Raw genomic sequence first — 18,538 nt, forward strand, 5'->3', positions numbered from 1 at the left:
TGAAAAAGCCGAGAGCAAAAAGCGGGGCTTCACGGACACTAGCAGCTATGGTCAATCAGGCAAATATGGGCAAGGTCGTCATTGATCGTGTGAATCTTCCTGCCGTGGCGTGAGCTGATCGGACGCGCTATACAATGCAAGCTCTGCAAGACGCTTGAGCAAAAACAGGCCGCAAAAGGAATCGCCATGATCCACGACACCTTCTGGCTGGACGCGAGTGACCGCAGCCGTCTCTTCGTCAACCTGTGGCTGCCGAACGCGCCGCTGAAAGCGGTGATTCTGCTGGCCCACGGCATGGCCGAACACAGCGCCCGCTACGCTCGGCTGGCAGAGGCGTTCTGCGCCGAAGGCTACGGTGTGTACGCTCTTGACCAGCGTGGCCATGGCAAAACCGCCGATCATGGGACGCTCGGGCATTTCGCCGATGACGACGGCTGGTGCAAGGTGGTTGGAGATATCGCGAGCCTCAACCAGTTCCTCGGCCAGCGTCATCCAGGGATTCCGATCGTGCTGCTCGGGCACAGCATGGGCAGTTACATTGCCCAGGCTTATTTACTGCATCACAGCGCCAGCCTGCATGGCGCGATTCTCAGCGGCTCGAATTTCCAGCCGGTTGCGCTGTACCGCGCGGCCCGGCAGATCGCCCGGTTTGAAAAGCTGCGCCAGGGCGCCAAGGGTCGCAGCGCGCTGATCGAATGGCTGTCGTTCGGCTCGTTCAACAATAAATTCAAACCGGCGCGCACCGCATTTGACTGGCTGAGTCGCGACCCGGCCGAGGTCGACAAGTACGCCACCGACCCGCTGTGCGGCTTTCGCTGCACCAATCAGATGTGGATCGACTTGCTCGGCGGGTTGCAGCAAATCAGCAAAGCGTCCAATCTCGCCCAGATTGATCCGGGCCTGCCGCTGCTGGTGATCGGCGGCGAATGTGATCCGGTGAGCGAAGGCAAGCGTCTGACTGATCTGGCCAATGCCTTGCGCGCGGCCGGCAGCCAGAACCTGCAACTCACGATCTACCCGCAGGCGCGGCACGAATTGTTCAACGAGAGCAACCGCGACGAAGTGACCGCCGATGTGCTGGCTTGGATCGACCAGGCCCTGAGCCATCGCCGGCCGCACCGCAGCGAATAATTTTTTGTGGATTCATTTCATCCGTCACAGGAATTCAGACCCATGACCCAGGTTACCAACATCCCTTACGAAGCCCTCGAAGTGGGCCAGACCGCGAGCTACAGCAAGACTGTCGAGGAACGCGACATTCAGCTGTTCGCCGCGATGTCCGGTGACCACAACCCTGTGCACCTGGACGCCGAGTTCGCCGCCGCCAGCATGTTCAAGGAACGCATCGCCCACGGCATGTTCAGCGGTGCGCTGATCAGTGCGGCCGTGGCTTGCGAGCTGCCTGGACCGGGCACCATTTATATTGGCCAGCAGATGAGCTTCCAGAAGCCGGTGAAGATCGGCGACACCCTGACAGTACGTCTGGAGATTCTGGAGAAACTGCCGAAATTCCGCGTGCGTATTGCCACGCGCGTATTCAACCAGCGCGATGAGCTGGTGGTGGATGGCGAAGCCGAGATCCTGGCCCCGCGTAAACAGCAAACCGTTACCTTGCCGACCTTGCCGGCCATCAGCATCGGCTGATGGTCCCCCGGTTAAATCCGGACACAAAAAAACGCCAGACCAGCTGGCGTTTTTTGTGAGCTTCGAACGCTTACGAGCGTGCGCGAGCCTGGTTACGCAGCGCCTTCACCTGATCGTGATTGCGTTGCACGCCGTGGTACTGGCGCTCCACCAGGTCACGAATGCCGACCAGGTTGTGCTTGTTGATCTTCTCGATCGCTTCACGATAAGCCTTCAGGGCGTGGTCTTCACCGCGCTCGGCTTCGTTGAGCACAGCCTCTTCGTCCTTGCCGGTGAACATCGCTTTGACGTCGACCCAGCGACGGTGCAGATCACCGCTGACGCTGGTCGAGGTTTCCGGATCGCCGCCCATCGAACGCACGGCCGCCTGCAACTCGGCCGCCGCCGTGGCGCAATCGGCAGAGCGCTGGGTGAACAGGGCTTTCAGTTCTGGGTGCTTGATGTCTTCAGCGCAGGTCTTGAAGCCTTCCTGACCGTCCTTGCTGGTTTCGATCAGGTCGTTGAGGACGGAGATGGCTTCTTTATTCATGTCAGTCATTTTTCAATTCCTTGCGTGGTGAAAGATGCAAGGAGTGTTGCAGTGGTCGTGCCAGCTTTTCGAAAAGAAATTAATCGTTAATTTTCAATGACTTAAAAATAAAACGAAAATCTGTATGCCTGTTATTTGCATGATCTGTCATTTGGCCTGCATGCAGAATGCCTGTATTTTCCAACGTGTTTTCCAACCCAGACGATTCCAACGATGAACCCCGAAAAGCTCGAACTGTTGATCACCCGCGAAATGCCCTTCGGCAAGTACAAGGGCCGGATCATTGCCGACCTGCCGGGCCCGTACCTGAACTGGTTCGCCCGGGAAGGTTTTCCCCATGGAGAACTGGGCGGGCTGCTGGCATTGATGCAGGAAATCGATCACAACGGCCTGTCGGAACTGCTCGAACCGCTGCGCGCCAAACATGGCAAGCCTGCCCCGCGCCACTGAGGCGTCATCCTGATCCGAGTCGAGTCGACCATGCCCGATAACACCCGCCGCGCCCGAGATGAAGCCTTCTGGCAAACCTTCGCCGACCGTTACGATCGCCACCCCGGCCCCGTGAACCTGGAGAACGGCTACTTCGGACGGATGTCACGCACCGTGATCGAGGAGTATCAGCGCAACGTCGAGCTGATCAACAACAGCAACTCGATCTACGTGCGCCAACGTTTCGAACAGCACGACCTCCTCGACATCCGCGCGCAACTGGCCGAGCTGATCGGCGTCCGCGCGCAAAGCGTGGCGTTCACCCACAACGCCACTGCCGGCCTGCAATCGCTGATCCGCAACTACAACCGCCTGCAGCCAGGCGACCAGGTGCTGATCTGCGATCTGGAGTACGACACGGTCAAGGGCGCCATGCGCTGGCTGGCGCAGCATCGCGGGGTCGAGGTGATCGAGATCGAGCACGCCCACCCGGCCAGCTTCGACAGCCTACTGGCAACTTACCGCGAAGCCTTTACCCGCTATCCGAAGCTCAAATTGATGGCTTTGACTCACGTCACCCACCGCACCGGGCTGGTGATGCCGGTGCAGGCCATTGCCTCGCTGGCCAAGGAGCATGGCGTCGATATCATCCTTGATGGCGCCCATGCTCTCGGGCAGATCGAGTTCGACCTCGAAGCGTTGGGCATCGCCTTCGCCGGGTACAACCTGCACAAGTGGATCGGCTCGCCGCTGACCCTCGGCTTTATCTACATTGCACCGCAGCGCCTGGCCGACATCGACCCGGACATGGGCGAGATGCATTTTTCGGCTGACGACATCCGTTCGCGCACGCCTTACAGCACGCCGAACATTCCGGCGTTGATGACCTTGCCACTGGTGTTCGAGGAACACCGCGCACTGGGTGGCGCGGCCGCCAAAGGCGCGCGGATGAATTACTTGCGCAACCTGTGGGTGAGCGCCGTGCGCAATCTGCCGGGCATCGAAGTCACGACCCCGGACGATCCGCGTCTGTATTGCGGCATCACCTCGCTACGCTTTACCCGTCATGCCGACCAGCAGGCGATGGTCGAACGCCTGCTCAACGACTACAACCTGTTCACCGTGGTGCGCAACGGCGCGGCCTGTGGGCCATGCATCCGTATCACGCCGTCGCTGACCACCACGGCGACGGAAATCCAGCTGCTGGTTCAGGCGCTGAACGAACTGCGTTAAACCGTGTACTTGTCGAAGTCCTCGGGCTTGATCTGCGACGACACCGCAAAGGTGTCGATGCCGATCGTGAGGTGGCCAAAGTAGCCGTCCTCGTGCGAGTCGCGGCCGATCGGCCAGACGGTCAGGGTCGATGCTTCTCCGCCCATAGTGGTGTAGTAGGCATCGTCAGCGTTACACACCGGCGCCGAGCCTCGCCCGCGATAGGCCTTGTTGTTGAGCACGCCGCGGGAGACCACCTCCGGGAAATACAGTTGGCCGACCCAGGCTACATTGCGCTCCTCCAGATATTCATTGCCGGCAACGATGCGCACCGCCACGTGAATGTGCAGGGCTCGCCCGGCGTAGAAACCCGGATAGATCGTGGTGAAGCGCACCCTGCCCTTGTGGTCGCTGAACTGACCACCGCGCAGGTAGGTGTCATCGTCGGTTCGCGGGATCGAGCCGATGTCCTCGACGTCGACTTCCAGATCCGGATTCACCCGACTCCAGCCGGAATACGCGCCACGTGCGTTGCAGTGCCAGATATCCACCAGCGCACCACTGACCGGCTCGGCGGTCATGGCATCGACGATGGTCAGGCGCAGCAGCAACGGCAGGCCCTCGGCGCCTTCGCTGATGTTGCGGCGCAGCAGTTTGGGATTGCGAAAATAAGGCCCCGCGACTTGCTCGGGGGCCAGTTGATAAACCGATGGAGCTGAAGACTGGTTATCCATGACGCATTCTCTCTTCCATAAGATGAACGCAGGTTAGCGCCACACGCGAGGCCGGGTGCGGTAACTATGTATCTCGAGATAACGAAGGTTTTTTCGGGCAAAAAAAACGGCGCACCGACCAAGCGCACCGTTAAAGCCGTAGAACACACAACGAAGTGTAGGGTTGCAACTAATTGAAAAGTATCAGTCCAGCAGCGCCAACGCCTCGGCAGTGCATTCCTGAATGCGGGCCCAGTCGCCGTTCTTGATCCACTCCGGATCGAGCATCCAGCTACCGCCCACGCACATGACGTTTTTCAGCGCCATGTAGCTCTTGATGTTGGCCGGGCCGACGCCGCCGGTCGGGCAGAATTTCACTTCGCCAAACGGGCCGCCGAGGGCCTTGATTGCCGCTACGCCACCGCTGACTTCAGCCGGGAACAGCTTGAAGCGGCGATAACCCAGGCCATAACCTTCCATGATGCCGGAGGCATTGCTGATGCCCGGCAGCAGCGGGATCGAGCTTTCGACACTGGCTTCCAGCAGGTCACGGGTGATGCCCGGGGTGACGATGAATTGCGAACCGGCGGCTTCGGCGGCGGCCAGCATATTGCGGTCGAGCACGGTGCCGGCACCGGTCACCAGTTCCGGGCGCTGTTCGCGCAGGATCTGGATCGCCTTGAGGCCGAACTGCGAACGCAGAGTCACTTCCAGCGCGGTCAGACCGCCGGCAGCCAGAGCGTCGGCCAACGGCAGCACGTCCTGTTCACGGGCGATGGTGATCACCGGCAGGATCCGCGCCTTGGCGCAGAGGCTGTCGATCAGGGCAACTTTGTCCGCCATGGAAACGGTCGGGGATGGAATTGTCATAGCGGCTGTTCCTTGGCTCATGGGCACCAGTAAATCTCTAACGTAGGTTGCAGAAACGCGCGAACCGGCATGGCGGCGACGTCGTTGGATGCCAGTGCGGCATTCAGGGTGGTCAGTTTCGACTGACCGGAAATCGACAAAATCTTGTGCCGCGCCGAGGCCAGCAGCGCCCGGCTCATGGTCAGGCGCTGGCGTGGCACGCTTGGTGCGAGCATCGGCCAGCAGCGACGGGGGCCGTCGGCTTGCAGGGCTTCGGCCAGGTTCGGGCTGTCCGGGAACAGTGATGCGGTGTGACCGTCATCACCCATGCCCAGCACCAGCACGTCAATGGGCGGCAATTCGGCGAGCAAACGATCAGCCTGCTCCGCAGCCTGCTCGACGTTGGCCGCCGCGCTGTAGAGGCTGAGGAACTGCGCCTTGGCCGCCGGGCCCTTGAGCAGATATTGCTTGAGCAGACCGGCGTTGCTGTCGGCATGTTCGACCGGTACCCAGCGTTCGTCGGCCAGGGTCACGACGACCTTCGACCAGTCCAGTTCCTGCTTGGCCAGGTGCTGAAAAAACGCCACCGGGCTACGGCCGCCGGACACCACCAGCACGGCGTTGCCACGTGCCGCCAGCGCTTCGCTCAACTGCTTGGCGACATTCAGCGCCAGGCCTTCGGCGAGCAGCACCGGGCTCTTGAATTCGCGGGCATTCACGCCCTCGGGCAGTTTCACATCAGATATCGCCATACCACGACCTCCCGTCCCGCGTGATCAATGCAATGGAGCTCATCGGCCCCCACGACCCGGCCGCATACGGCTTGGGCGCGTCACCGGATTTTTTCCACCCGGCGATCAGCTGGTCACACCATTTCCACGCGGCTTCGATTTCATCTTTACGGACAAACAGGTTCTGATTGCCGTTCATCACTTCCAGCAACAAACGCTCGTAGGCATCGGGGATCCGAGCGCTGCGCCAGGTGTCGGAAAAATTCAGTTGCAGCGGACCGCTGCGCAGTTGCATGCCCTTGTCCAGGCCTTGCTCCTTGGTCATCACGCGCAAGGAAATGCCTTCGTCCGGTTGCAGGCGGATGATCAGTTTGTTGCTGATCTGCAGGCGCTGTTCGGGGGCGAAGATGTAGTGCGACGGTTCCTTGAAGTGGATGACGATCTGCGACAGTTTCTGCGGCATGCGCTTGCCGGTGCGCAGGTAGAACGGCACGCCGGCCCAGCGCCAGTTGCGGATGTCGGCACGCAGCGCGACAAAGGTTTCGGTGTCGCTCTGGGCGTTGGAATTCGGCTCTTCGAGGTAGCCCGGCACGGACTTGCCTTCACTGTGCCCGGCGATGTACTGGCCGCGCACCACCTGCGTGGTGAGGCCTTCCGGACTGATTGGCGCCAGGGCCTTGAGCACCTTGACCTTCTCGTCGCGGATGCTATCGGCGGACAGGTCGGCCGGCGGATCCATGGCGATCAGGCAGAGCAGTTGCAGCAGGTGGTTCTGGATCATGTCCCGCAGTTGGCCGGCCTTGTCGAAGTAACCCCAGCGGCCTTCGATGCCGACCTTTTCGGCCACGGTGATTTCCACGTGGGAGATGTAGTTCTGGTTCCACTGGGTTTCGAACAGGCTGTTGGCGAAACGCAGGGCGATCAGGTTCTGAACGGTTTCTTTGCCCAGGTAGTGGTCGATGCGGTAGGTGCGGTTCTCCGGGAAGAACTGCGCCACGGCGTCGTTGACCTTGCGCGAGGATTCGAGGTCGGAGCCGATCGGTTTTTCCAGCACCACGCGGGTGTTTTCCGCCAGACCGACGTTCGCCAGGTTCTCGCAGATCGCGCCGTACACCGCCGCCGGAGTGGCGAAGTAGGCAATCATGCGCTGCGTGCTGCCGGCCAGTTCGGCCAGCGCCACATAATCTTCAGCCTTGAGGAAGTCGACGTGCAGATAAGTCAGGCGCGCCAGAAAGCGCTCGGCCACGGCCTCGTCCAGTTCCTTGCCCACGTAACGGCGCAGCTCGGCGGCGATGAACGCCAGGTGCTGCTGCTCGCTGCCCGCCTCACGGGCCAGTGCGATAATGCGCGTGTCCTCGTGCAGCAGGCCGGCGCCATCCAGGTGATAAAGGGCAGGAAACAGCTTGCGCAGGGCCAGATCGCCCAAGGCGCCGAACAAGGCGAAGGTGCACGGTTCAACCGTAATCGAAGGCATGATGTTTGTTCTTTTATCAAGTTAAGCTACAAATACCTTTTTTCAAGGCATCACTCAAGGGAAAATGTAGTAATAACCACAACATTTTCGCAAAATACAGATTCCGAGTGGTGGTCGGTTGGAGCCATCAGTAGGATAGGCCACCGTCACGGGCCACATCAAAGGCCCAATTTGCATAGCCGCGCGCTTATCGGCGCCGGTGAATCTAGGAATTCTTATGGACCGCGTGCGAAATTTACTGGAACAGATCCAGAGTCGCCTTGAAGAGCTGAACAAGGCCGAACGCAAAGTCGCTGAAGTGATCCTGCTCAACCCACAGCAGGCCACCCGCTTCAGCATCGCCGCCCTCGCCCAGGCAGCGTCGGTCAGTGAACCGACGGTCAACCGTTTCTGCCGTTCGTTCGGCGTCAGCGGCTACCCCGAACTCAAGTTGCAACTGGCCCAGAGCCTGGCCAGCGGCGCGGCCTATGTCAGCCGCGCAGTGGAAGCTGACGACAATCCCGAGGCCTATACGCAGAAGATTTTCGGCAGTGCGATCGCCTCGCTGGACAGCGCGTGCCAGGCACTGGACCCGAACCTTATCAGCCGCGCCGTCGACCTGTTGATCCAGGCCCGGCAGATTCACTTCTTCGGCCTCGGTGCTTCGGCTCCGGTGGCGCTGGATGCGCAGCATAAATTCTTCCGCTTCAACCTGGCGGTGACTGCTCACGCCGATGTGCTGATGCAACGGATGATTGCCTCGGTGGCGCACACCGGCGAGCTGTTCGTGATCATTTCCTACACGGGCCGCACCCGCGAACTGGTGGAGGTGGCGCGCATCGCCCGCGAGAACGGCGCTTCGGTACTGGGCCTGACGGCAGAGAATTCGCCGCTGGCCAAGGCCAGTACGCTGAGCCTGAATATTCCGCTGCCGGAAGACACCGACATCTATATGCCGATGACTTCGCGGATCATTCAGTTGACCGTGCTGGATGTGCTGGCGACGGGGATGACGCTGCGTCGCGGGGTGGATTTCCAGCCGCATCTGCGCAAGATCAAAGAGAGCTTGAATGCGAGCCGGTATCCGGTGGGTGACGAGTTCAACTGATCCGAATTTTGGGCTGAATTGTCCGGCCTATTCGCGAGCAAGCCCGCTCCCACATTCGACTGTATTTCTCCAGATGGAATGCAGTCACCTGTGGGAGCGGGCTTGCTCGCGAAGGCGTCAGCCAACTCACCGCAAATCTAGGCCGCAGCCCACGCCTGCAAACTCAAATGCGCCTTCTCCCCCGGCGCCAGATGCAGGCTGTCGGTGCCACCCGCCGCCGCTTCAACACACACAAACTCCGAGATCTCATCCCAGGTTACGCCCAGCAATGGCCGCGCGCCCGGATGCCACACCACCGTGTCCGCGCTGTCACCGGTATCGATGCACAACTCGCGCTGCCAGGCGTGATCCTTGAGCTGCAATTCGCCGTCATGCTGGAACACTCGCTGACAGCCGCCATCAACCCGCAACTCGCCTTCCTGCTGGCAAACCTCACGGTTCAACTGGTCATAACCCTGCGCCCCTTCGAGCCCAGACAGCGCTATCTCACTCACGTCACCAATACGCCAGTAAGCGTGCAAAGCCTGGCTCAACTGGCACGGCATGTCGTCCTGATGCTCGGTGCTCAGGCGCAATTCCATGCGTTCGCCCAGGTGTGCGTGCAGGTCCACCTGCCAGTCGCACAGCTGCAATTGCCAATGCAGGCGCACGCCGTCCTCGGCGCTGCTGCTGTCGAGCAGTTTCCAGTCCAGCAGGCGTGCCCAGCCATGGGATGGCCATGCGTTTTCGCTCGGGTGACGGCCATACCATGGCCAGCACACCGGCACGCCGCCACGAATCGCGCCGACATGCGGCCATTTCGCCGCGCACCACAACCACGGCTTTTGCCCGCGCGGTTGAAAATGCAGCAATTGCGCGCCCTGGCGACTGAACACCGCCTGACACAGCGGATGATCGATCACCAGCACATCGCGCATCTGATAGCGCTCCCAGGCGAACACCGGACGTTCGCGCAAGGATTTGAAGAAGCGTTGCAGCGGATGCTCATGCATGGGCCACGGTTCCAGATTCAACTTTCATGGGCTGCGACACCCCTGTCCAAAAAAAAGCGGACAGCCTTGGCTGTCCGCAAATATGCGCACATAGAGAGGAGCTTATCGCAGACGCGTCAGAACGTAGACTGAATTTTCAGGCCAGCGACCAAAGCGTTATCCACTTCATCCACACCGCCCGGATGAGTGATGTATTGCAGGTTCGGGCGCACGGTCAGCCAGTTGGTCACGTGGAAGCCGTAGTTGATCTCGTAGTTGTATTCGGTTTCACGAATCGGCGAGAACACCGGATTGTCGTAATCCGAAACGCCATTGGAGACGTTAAGCAGTTCGGCGTTTTTCTTCACGTCATCGTTGACGTGAATACGCGCAGCACCGATACCGAAGTCATCCTTCGGACGCGCATCGAACAGACCTTTGTACACAAACATCACGGACTGATAGTTGTCGATGAAGTTGGTGTCCTTGTCGTGGAACGTGGCGTTGGCGGCGATGCTCAGACCACGGCTCTTGTCACCGTTGTGGCTGGTGAGTTGTTGCTGTGCAACGAACCAGTAACCGTGCTTGCTGCTGTGGGTACGGTAGGCATCACCGGTGGTCGCCGCGTCGAAACCGTTGACGTCTTCGCGAACGTCGTCGGCATCGGCCGTGCTCTTGTAATAACCGACACGGTATTCGCCCGGCAGGCTGTTCGGGTTAGGCAACCAGACCAGTTCCACTGGCAATACGGTGCCTTTGGTGCCACTGCCGCTCAACTTGAAGCCGTTGCCATGTTCCAGCTGCGACGGGTTCTGGTTGTACGCACCGATCTGCGCGTAGAGCTCGTCGTTGATGTTGTATTTGACGCGAATGGCCGCCTGGCTGACCGGCCAGTTGTACCAGATGTTGGTCGCCCAGTTACCCACTTGCGAGCCGCAGAACGCCAGGTTCTGGAACTCGCACGGGAAGGTGTTGAAGTCTTCGCCTTCGCCGAAGTAACCGGCCTTGACGTCGAGTTTGTTGTCGAAGAACTGGTGTTTGATCCACAACTGGGTCAGCCGCACCATGTGGCCACGACCGTAGACTTCCTGCGAGGAGCTGAGTGTCCCGGCACGCGGATCGCCAACACGGTCGTTGGAAATGTTTTCGCCATTACGGTTGGTCAGCTGGATCTTGGCCTGGGTGTTGTCCCAGCCCCACAGTTTTTGCAGGTCCAGCGCCACGCCCAGACCGAACTGGTCGGAGTAACGCGCCGTCTTGTCGTTGTTGTAGCCGCCGTGAAGGTTGCCGCCCACCTCACCGACGTAGTCCATCTTGATGTCGATGCCCTGCTCGATCAGCTTGGTCCGCTCGCCACCCCAGTCCCCGGTCATCCACTCCGAATCGGAGCTGAACGCGTCAGCCGCGTGGACGCTGCCGGCCAGCATCATTGCCGCAACTGCTGACAACTGGCCGATTCGCTGAGCGTTGTTGTTCTTCTTCATCCCTACATCCTCGTTTTATTGTTATTAACTGTTCTTCTTATTTAACGCGGTTTACATCTGATGCGGCGCGCGACAGGCCACGCACCGCGTGCTCCCTGCGGGAACGGGCCTGCCCGCTCCCGCCTGTGTTCATCAGCGACCCTTGAACTGGGCCACGTTGGCGCTGTGCGGTTCGGCTTTCGGCAGGCCCGCAATCCCCAGGCGTTCGCCGGACTGGGCGTCGAACAGCAGCACTTTCGACGGATCGAACTGCAGGGTCAGGGTTTCGCCCACCTGCGGTGCCACATCCGGCGCCAGACGGCAGCAGACCTTGGTGTCGTTAAGGTTGACGAACACCAGGGTGTCCGGACCGGTCGGCTCGGTAACCTGCACTTCGGCCTTGATACTCGGCAGACCGTTGCCCTCGCCGTAGGCCAGCGCGATCTGCTCCGGGCGCAGGCCGAGGATCACTTCGCGGTCTTCGAGACCGGCGTCCTGCATTGCCATCGGCAATTCGCACCGGGCCTGGCCGCTGTCGAGCAGCGCCACCAGACGGCCGTCCTTGCGCTGCAGGCGCAGTGGAATGAAGTTCATCGGCGGCGAACCGATGAAGCTCGCCACGAACAGGTTGGCCGGGTCGTTGTAGATCTCTTTCGGCGTACCGAACTGCTGAATGATCCCGTCCTTCATCACCGCCACTTTATCGCCCAGGGTCATTGCTTCGATCTGGTCGTGTGTCACGTAGACCGTGGTGGTTTTCAGGCGCTGGTGCATCAGTTTCATTTCGGTACGCATCTCGACGCGCAGCTTGGCGTCGAGGTTGGACAGCGGTTCGTCGAACAGGTAGATCTTCGGACGACGCGCCAGCGCACGGCCCATCGCCACGCGCTGCTGCTGACCGCCGGAGAGCTGGCCCGGCTTGCGATTGAGCAGGTGCTCGATCTGCAACAGCTTGGCCACGCGGGCGACTTCTTCGTCGATCGCCGACTGGCTCATCTTGCGGATCTTCAGACCGAACTCGATGTTCTCGCGCACGCTCATGGTCGGGTACAGCGCGTAGGACTGGAACACCATGGCGATGTCGCGATCCTTGGGGCTCATGCCGCTGACGTCCTGGTCACCGATCATGATCGCGCCGCCGGTGATGGTTTCCAGGCCGGCGATGCAGTTCATCAGGGTCGACTTGCCGCAGCCCGAAGGCCCGACGAGGATCAGGAACTCACCGTCCTTGATCGACAGTTCGATGTTCTTCAGGGTGTCCGGCAGGCCGGCACCGTAGGTCTTGTTTACATTGCGAAGTTCGAGCGTAGCCATGATTACCCCTTGACTGCGCCGGCCGTCAGCCCGCGCACGAAATACTTGCCTGCGACCACATAGACCAGCAGGGTCGGCAGCCCGGCGATCATCGCCGCCGCCATGTCCACGTTGTATTCCTTGGCCCCGGTGCTGGTGTTGACCAGGTTGTTCAGCGCCACCGTGATCGGTTGCGAATCACCACTGGAGAACACCACGCCGAACAGGAAGTCGTTCCAGATCTGGGTGAACTGCCAGATCAGGCAGACCATGATGATCGGCGTCGACATCGGCAGGATGATCTGGCGGAAGATCGTGAAGAAGCCCGCGCCATCGAGACGCGCCGCCTTGATCAGCGCATCCGGAATGCTCACGTAGTAGTTACGGAAAAACAGCGTCGTGAACGCCAGACCGTAGACCACATGGATGAACACCAGGCCGGTGGTGGTACTCGCCAGGCCCATTTTGCCGAGGGTGAACGAGGCCGGCAGCAGCACGGTCTGGAACGGCAGAAAGCAGCCGAACAGCAACAGGCCGAAGAACAGCTGCGAACCGCGAAAGCGCCAGAACGACAGCACGTAGCCGTTCAACGCACCGATGGCGGTGGAGATGATCACGGCCGGCACGGTGATCTTGATCGAGTTCCAGAAGTAGCCGTCAACGGTGGCCCAGGCTTTCACCCAGCCAATGCCGCTGACCACGGTCGGCCAGCTCAGCAGGTTGCCGGTGGAGATGTCTTCCGGGGTCTTGAAGCTGGTCAACAGCATGACCACCAGCGGTACCAGGTACAGCAGGACCGCGAGGATCAGCACCGCGTAGATCGCGATGCGACTCAAGCTGATGGCAGGTTTCGAAGCGAGACTAGTCATGACGCTTGGTCCTCAGCTCGGAGTACAGGTAAGGCACGATGATCGCGAGGATCGCACCGAGCATCAGGATTGCACTGGCCGAGCCCATGCCCATCTGTCCACGGCTGAAGGTGAACGAGTACATGAACATCGCCGGCAAATCGGAGGAATACCCCGGGCCGCCGGCCGTCATGGCCGCCACCAGGTCGAAGCTCTTGATCGCGATGTGCGCCAGAATCATCACCGCACTGAAGAACACCGGACGCAGGCTTGGCAGCACCACTTTCCAGTAGATGCGCGGCATGCTCGCGCCGTCGATCTGGGCAGCACGGATGATCGATTGATCGACGCCACGCAGACCGGCGAGGAACATCGCCATGATGAAGCCCGAGGCTTGCCAGACCGCCGCGATCACCAGGCAGTACACCACGCGATCCGGGTCGATCAGCCAGTCGAGACGGAAGCCTTCCCAGCCCCAGTCCCGCAGCAATTTGTCCAGGCCCATGCCCGGGTTGAGCAGCCATTTCCACGCAGTACCGGTGACGATCATCGAGAGCGCCATCGGGTACAGGTAAATGGTGCGGATAAAGCCTTCGCGACGGATGCGCTGGTCGAGGAACACTGCCAGCAGCACGCCGATCACCAGGGTGATGCCGATGAACATGCCGCCGAACACGGCCAGGTTCTTGCTCGCCACCCACCAGCGGTCGTTGTCGAACAGGCGCTCGTATTGCGCCAGCCCTGCCCACTTGTAGTTCGGCAGGAAGGTCGACGTGGTGAACGACAGGACAAACGTCCAGAGGATATAGCCATAGAAGCCCACCAGAACGATGAACATGCTCGGCGCCAGCACCAGTTTCGGTAGCCAGCGCTGCAATGCGTCGAACGGCGAGGCCTTGCTGAACACAGCAACAGAACTCATGGGAAGATCCAGTAGAAGGATTAAGAATTACGGATGCGATCCCTGTGGGAGCCAGCCTGCTGGCGATTGCGTTGTGTCAGTTCACACTTTCGGTGGCTGACGGTCCGCTATCGCGAGCAGGCTCGCTCCTACAGGCCAAGCATTACTTGGCAGCCTTGATGGCAGTGCCGAGTTTCTTGGCAGCGTCGGCCGGGTCGGCTTTCGGGTCGTTGATGAAGTTGGTCACGACATCAAAGAACGCACCCTGCACGGCCAGCGTGGTCGCCATGTTGTGCGCCATGCTCGGTTGCAGGCCGCCGCTCTTGGCGTCTGCCAGGAAGTCCTTGGCAGCGGTCTGGGCGCAGGAATCGAAACCGTACTTGCCCATGTCGGCGAGCATGTCGTTGCGCACCGGAATCGAGCCCTTGTTGATGCTGAAGACTTTCTGGAAGTTTTCACCCAGCACGACTTTGGCGATGTCCTGCTGACCGGCCGCGGTGCCCGCGTCCTTCTGCTTGAACACGGCCAGCGAGTCGATGTTGTAGGTGAACGCCTTGTCGGTGCCCGGGAACGCTACGCACTCGTAGTCCTTGCCGGCGACTTTCTTGGCGGCGGTCCATTCGGACTTGGCCCAGTCACCCATGATCTGCATGCCGGCCTTGCCGTTGATGACCTTGGCCGCTTCCAGGTTCCAGTCCTGGCCTTTGCCGTCCTGGTCCATGTAGGTCGCGACTTTCTTCAGCTCGGTCAGGGCCTTGACCATTTCCGGGCCGGTCAGGGCAGCGTTGTCCAGGTCGACCAGGGCTTTCTTGTAACCATCAACGCCCATCACCGACAGCACGACCGCTTCGAACACGGTGCTGTCCTGCCAAGGCTGACCGCCGTGGGCCAGCGGGATGAAGCCCGCAGCTTTCAGCTTGTCGCCGGCGGCGTAGAATTCTTCGAGGGTGGTCGGGGCTTTTTCGATACCGGCTTTCTTGAAGACTTCCGGGTTGATCCACAGCCAGTTCACGCGGTGAATGTTCACCGGCACGGCCACGTAATCACCTTCGAACTTCACGGTGTCGGAGACTTTCTTGTCGAGCAGGCTGTCCCACTTCTCGGACTTGGAAACGTCCTTCAGCACGTCAGTGTCGAGCAGACCGGTCGACGCCCATTCCTGGATGTCCGGGCCCTTGATCTGGGCAACGCCTGGCGGGTTGCCGGCTACTGCGCGGCTTTTCAGCACGGTCATGGCCGTTGCACCGCCACCGCCGGCGACAGCGCCGTCTTTCCAGGTGAAACCGTCTTTCTCGACTTGTGCCTTGAGCACATCGACGGCAGCTTTTTCGCCACCGGACGTCCACCAATGCACGACTTCCACCGAACCTTTGGATTCGGCAGCGGAAACACTCAGGGGCAGCACAGCGAGCGGGAACAGGGAGGCGACAGAAATGACAGTAGCGAGGCGAGAAATCGCATTCATCTGAGATGTACCTTTCTTGTTGTTATGCATGCAAGTCTGGTGCTTGCGCTGCACACGAGTTTAAACAGAGCGTTTCCCCCCGCAGGTAACGAAGGGACGCGCGAATGTCACCACATGGTTACACAGGAACGCTTCGAGACAGGTGTGCCAGAGCACTGGCCATGCTCGGTGCCAGCGGCAGACGCGGAATCAGAACAGCCTGCCAGGCGTGGTACAGATCCGGTTTGCCCGCCCAGATATCGGCACTTGGACGGTTTTGCGGGTCGAGTTCGTGATGCCAGCTGCCGTCGCAGCGGTCGATGAAATACGTTTCGCAAAATTCCCAGAACAGGCGATACCAGGTTTCGTACTGCGCATCGCCGGTGCGTTTGAGCAAGGCACTGGCGGCAGCGCTGGCCTCGGCGTGGGTCCAGTGCAGGCGATGACGCACCACCGCTTTGTTGTTCCAGTCGAGGGTATAGACGATGCCCGGCGCACCATCGACATCCCAGCCATGGCGGCAGTTTTGTTCGAACAGCTTTTGCGCATCGGTGGCCAGCCAGCCGGGCGTGAGCATGCCGGCCTGAACCCGCGCGGCTTCGAGGTGCAGCAACAGCCGCGCCCACTCGAAACCATGGCCCGGCGTGGTGCCGTAGGGACGGAAACCGTCGGCGGGATTGTCGTGGTTGTAGTCGCGCAGCGGTTGCCAGTCGCGGTCGAAATGCTCGATCACCAGGTAATCGTTGGCGGCAGCGTGCCCGTGAATCACCCGCTCGACGATGCGTTGCGCACGCACCAGCCAGCGTGGGTCTTCGGTGACATCGGCCAGCGCAAGGAAGGCTTCGGTGGCGTGCATGTTGCTGTTGGCGCCGCGATAGGCTTCCTCTTCACGCCAGTCGCGATTGAAGAACTCGCGCATGGCGCCCTCTTCTTCGCTCCAGAAATAGGTGTCGATGATGTCGATGGCGTCATCCAGTAATGCCTGCGCACCGGGGCGTTGCGCAACCACCGCCGAACTCGCCGCGAGGGCAACGAAAGCATGCAGATAAGCGTTCTTGCCGGTGTTGCCGTCGCGGTGTTCGGCGACGGCGAACCAGCCGCCGTGCAGCGCATCGCGCAACGGGCCGCGCAGGGCTGCAATGCCGTGATCGACCAGCTCGGCGAATCCCGGCAGGCCCTGAATGTGGGCCATGGCGAAGCTGTGGGTCATGCGTGCGGTGTTCATGGTTTCGGCTTGCGCGCCGGCCTGGAGCTGGCCGCGCTCATCGAGATTGCCAAACCCTTCGGGCAGCCGTGAAGCCTTGGCAAATGCCAGCAGGCGCAGGCCTTCATCGGCGAGCCATTGCTGGTGGGCAGGGGCGTTCAGCCAACTGCTGAAGCCCGGATTGAAATGATCCATGGGTGGCCTTTTTTGTTGTTATGACTGCGGGCAGTCTAAACAACGGGCCGGGAGGGGCTTGTAACGAAGGGGGCGGGTTTTGTCACCGACTAGTGACAATCAGATCAATCCGCCGAACGCGGCAATTGCAGGGTCACGCGCAATCCGCCTTCGCGCAGGTTCTGCAGCGTCACTTCACCGCCATGGCTATGGGCAATGTTGCGGGCGATCCCCAAACCGAGACCGTAACCCTGCTGCTGTCCCGCCAAGCGGAAGTGCGGCTCGAACACCTGCTCCAGCCGCTGCTCCGGTACGCCCGGCCCTTCATCGTCGACATGCAGCACGAATGCGCTTTCGTCGTCATCGATGTGCAAGTGCGCGTTCTGGCCGTACTTCAACGCGTTGTCGATCAGGTTGCCGATGCAGCGCTTGAGCGCCAATGGCTTGCCCGGATACGCCGCCAGCGCCCGCCCCTGCTGGGTCACGCGGCCGTTGCCGTTGGGCGCCAGATACGGCTCCACCAGACAGTCGAGCACATGGTTCAGATCCACCGGCTCGATGTTTTCGTGGATGTCGGTGTCCTTCACGCATTGCAGTGCGCCTTTGACGAGCAACTCCAACTCGTCCAGATCACGGCCGAACTTGGTCTGCAATTTTTCGTCTTCCAGCAGTTCGACCCGCAGTCGCAGGCGAGTGATCGGCGTGCGCAGGTCATGGGAAATCGCGCTGAACAACTGGCTGCGCTCGGTCAGGTAACGGCTGATCCGCTCACGCATGGTGTTGAAGGCGCGGCCCACTTCGACCACTTCACTGCCGCCGCCCTCGGCCACCGGCTCGACATCGGCGCCCAGCGACAAATCCCGCGCGGCCCGTGCCAGACGCTTGAGCGGCCGACTCTGCCAGTGCACCAGCAGGCCGATGAACAACAACAGAAAACCGCTGGTGAAGACGATGAACCACACCTGCTGAGTCGGCAGGCCTTGTTCTTCGAGACTGGTGTAGGGCTCGGGCAACAGCGAGGCGATGTACAGCCACTCACCCGGCGCCAACTGAATCTGAGTCACGAGCACCGGCGGATTCACCGGCTCAAGCGTCAGCGCGTAATGCGCCCAGGAACGCGGCAACTCATCGAGCTTCAACCCGGCGTTGAAGATCCGTAGGTCATCGGGGCTGACGAAGGTCACCAGAATGTCGGTGTCCTGGCCCAGCGACTGACGCAGCACTTCATCCACCGCTTTCAGCACCGCCGCCTTGCGCGGCGTCACCGGCAGCACTTCCATGCCCAGCGGTTTGTCATTGAGCGTCACCACAAAACGCGTGCCGCCCATGCTGCGCAATTGGTCGAGCACCAGAGGCCGATAGGCCACCGGCAACGAGCGGAAATAACTGACGCTGGCGGTCATCGAATGGGCGAGGCTGCGGGCGCTGGTGACCAGCCCTTCGAGCTGGGTCGCACGCAGTTGGGACACCCAGATCACGCTGGACAGCGTCTGGGCGAACAACACCGCGAGCAACGTCAGCAGCAGCATTCGCCCAAGCAGCGAACGCGGCATCGGCACTTTGCGCGCGGTG

At 60.7% G+C, this 18,538-nt stretch carries 18 protein-coding genes; 5 read left to right on the forward strand and 13 right to left on the reverse strand.

The window, feature by feature from the left end:
* Positions 1-186: 186 nt before the first annotated feature.
* Both K3819_RS22460 and K3819_RS22465 read left to right on the forward strand, forming a co-directional pair.
* Complete coding sequence (locus K3819_RS22460) at positions 187-1,131, forward strand: alpha/beta hydrolase (protein ID WP_221397978.1); 945 nt, start codon at positions 187-189, stop codon at positions 1,129-1,131.
* 42 nt (positions 1,132-1,173) lie between these two features.
* Positions 1,174-1,644 carry a MaoC family dehydratase gene (locus K3819_RS22465; protein WP_003227420.1) on the forward strand — a complete coding sequence of 157 codons (471 nt, stop codon included), beginning with the start codon at positions 1,174-1,176 and terminating at the stop codon, positions 1,642-1,644.
* 70 nt (positions 1,645-1,714) lie between these two features.
* Here K3819_RS22465 and K3819_RS22470 read toward each other — a convergent pair whose 3' ends face one another.
* On the reverse strand, positions 1,715-2,182 hold the full coding sequence (locus K3819_RS22470; RefSeq protein ID WP_064598919.1) for a PA2169 family four-helix-bundle protein: 468 nt from the start codon (positions 2,180-2,182) through the stop codon (positions 1,715-1,717).
* 204 nt (positions 2,183-2,386) lie between these two features.
* Between K3819_RS22470 and K3819_RS22475 the strand changes: the two genes are divergently transcribed.
* Together K3819_RS22475 and K3819_RS22480 are read left to right on the forward strand one after the other, a co-directional pair.
* Positions 2,387-2,623 carry a DUF3820 family protein gene (locus tag K3819_RS22475; RefSeq protein WP_003213031.1) on the forward strand — a complete coding sequence of 79 codons (237 nt, stop codon included), beginning with the start codon at positions 2,387-2,389 and terminating at the stop codon, positions 2,621-2,623.
* Positions 2,624-2,653: 30 nt separating this feature from the next.
* Entirely contained in the window at positions 2,654-3,835 is a 1,182-nt protein-coding gene (locus K3819_RS22480; RefSeq protein WP_085610781.1) for an aminotransferase class V-fold PLP-dependent enzyme, read from the forward strand.
* Here K3819_RS22480 and K3819_RS22485 read toward each other — a convergent pair.
* The 4 genes from K3819_RS22485 to zwf all read right to left on the reverse strand — a co-directional run bounded on the left by K3819_RS22485 (position 3,832) and on the right by zwf (position 7,581).
* Positions 3,832-4,548 carry an intradiol ring-cleavage dioxygenase gene (locus tag K3819_RS22485; protein WP_221397979.1) on the reverse strand — a complete coding sequence of 239 codons (717 nt, stop codon included), beginning with the start codon at positions 4,546-4,548 and terminating at the stop codon, positions 3,832-3,834. The genes K3819_RS22480 and K3819_RS22485 overlap by 4 nt on opposite strands.
* Before the next feature lie 183 nt (positions 4,549-4,731).
* Positions 4,732-5,397, reverse strand: coding sequence for a bifunctional 4-hydroxy-2-oxoglutarate aldolase/2-dehydro-3-deoxy-phosphogluconate aldolase (locus tag K3819_RS22490; protein ID WP_221397980.1), 666 nt, complete (start codon positions 5,395-5,397; stop codon positions 4,732-4,734).
* Between the two features lie 17 nt (positions 5,398-5,414).
* Positions 5,415-6,128, reverse strand: coding sequence for a 6-phosphogluconolactonase (pgl, locus tag K3819_RS22495; protein WP_221397981.1), 714 nt, complete (start codon positions 6,126-6,128; stop codon positions 5,415-5,417).
* Entirely contained in the window at positions 6,115-7,581 is a 1,467-nt protein-coding gene (zwf, locus tag K3819_RS22500; RefSeq protein ID WP_221397982.1) for a glucose-6-phosphate dehydrogenase, read from the reverse strand. Before zwf ends, pgl begins: the two co-directional genes overlap by 14 nt.
* Before the next feature lie 226 nt (positions 7,582-7,807).
* Between zwf and K3819_RS22505 the strand changes: the two genes are divergently transcribed.
* A complete protein-coding gene (locus K3819_RS22505) occupies positions 7,808-8,668 on the forward strand; it encodes a MurR/RpiR family transcriptional regulator (RefSeq protein WP_169842436.1) in 861 nt (286 codons plus the stop codon).
* A 137-nt stretch (positions 8,669-8,805) separates the two neighbouring features.
* On the opposite strand, the gene K3819_RS22510 is transcribed toward K3819_RS22505, so the two are convergent.
* The 8 genes from K3819_RS22510 to K3819_RS22545 all read right to left on the reverse strand — a co-directional run bounded on the left by K3819_RS22510 (position 8,806) and on the right by K3819_RS22545 (position 18,519).
* Complete coding sequence (locus K3819_RS22510; protein WP_085610785.1) at positions 8,806-9,660, reverse strand: D-hexose-6-phosphate mutarotase; 855 nt, start codon at positions 9,658-9,660, stop codon at positions 8,806-8,808.
* A 116-nt stretch (positions 9,661-9,776) separates the two neighbouring features.
* Positions 9,777-11,123 carry a carbohydrate porin gene (locus tag K3819_RS22515; RefSeq protein WP_039766091.1) on the reverse strand — a complete coding sequence of 449 codons (1,347 nt, stop codon included), beginning with the start codon at positions 11,121-11,123 and terminating at the stop codon, positions 9,777-9,779.
* Between the two features lie 132 nt (positions 11,124-11,255).
* Positions 11,256-12,416, reverse strand: a complete 1,161-nt coding sequence (locus K3819_RS22520; protein ID WP_221397983.1) for an ABC transporter ATP-binding protein — start codon at positions 12,414-12,416, stop codon at positions 11,256-11,258.
* 2 nt (positions 12,417-12,418) lie between these two features.
* The gene (locus K3819_RS22525) at positions 12,419-13,264 is read right to left on the reverse strand and encodes a carbohydrate ABC transporter permease (protein WP_007951164.1); all 846 of its coding nucleotides are present in this window, start codon (positions 13,262-13,264) and stop codon (positions 12,419-12,421) included.
* Positions 13,257-14,165 carry a carbohydrate ABC transporter permease gene (locus K3819_RS22530; protein WP_011335609.1) on the reverse strand — a complete coding sequence of 303 codons (909 nt, stop codon included), beginning with the start codon at positions 14,163-14,165 and terminating at the stop codon, positions 13,257-13,259. Before K3819_RS22530 ends, K3819_RS22525 begins: the two co-directional genes overlap by 8 nt.
* 142 nt (positions 14,166-14,307) lie before the next feature.
* Positions 14,308-15,609: an ABC transporter substrate-binding protein gene (locus tag K3819_RS22535; RefSeq protein WP_085610788.1), complete on the reverse strand. Its 1,302-nt coding sequence runs from the start codon at positions 15,607-15,609 to the stop codon at positions 14,308-14,310.
* 118 nt (positions 15,610-15,727) lie between these two features.
* Positions 15,728-16,987 carry an AGE family epimerase/isomerase gene (locus tag K3819_RS22540; RefSeq protein ID WP_085610789.1) on the reverse strand — a complete coding sequence of 420 codons (1,260 nt, stop codon included), beginning with the start codon at positions 16,985-16,987 and terminating at the stop codon, positions 15,728-15,730.
* A 104-nt stretch (positions 16,988-17,091) separates the two neighbouring features.
* Entirely contained in the window at positions 17,092-18,519 is a 1,428-nt protein-coding gene (locus tag K3819_RS22545; RefSeq protein WP_201816532.1) for an ATP-binding protein, read from the reverse strand.
* Positions 18,520-18,538: the final 19 nt, after the last annotated feature.

Source organism: Pseudomonas sp. 3-2, assembly GCF_019710535.1.
In the GTDB taxonomy this organism is placed as follows: Bacteria; Pseudomonadota; Gammaproteobacteria; order Pseudomonadales; family Pseudomonadaceae; genus Aquipseudomonas; species Aquipseudomonas pharyngis.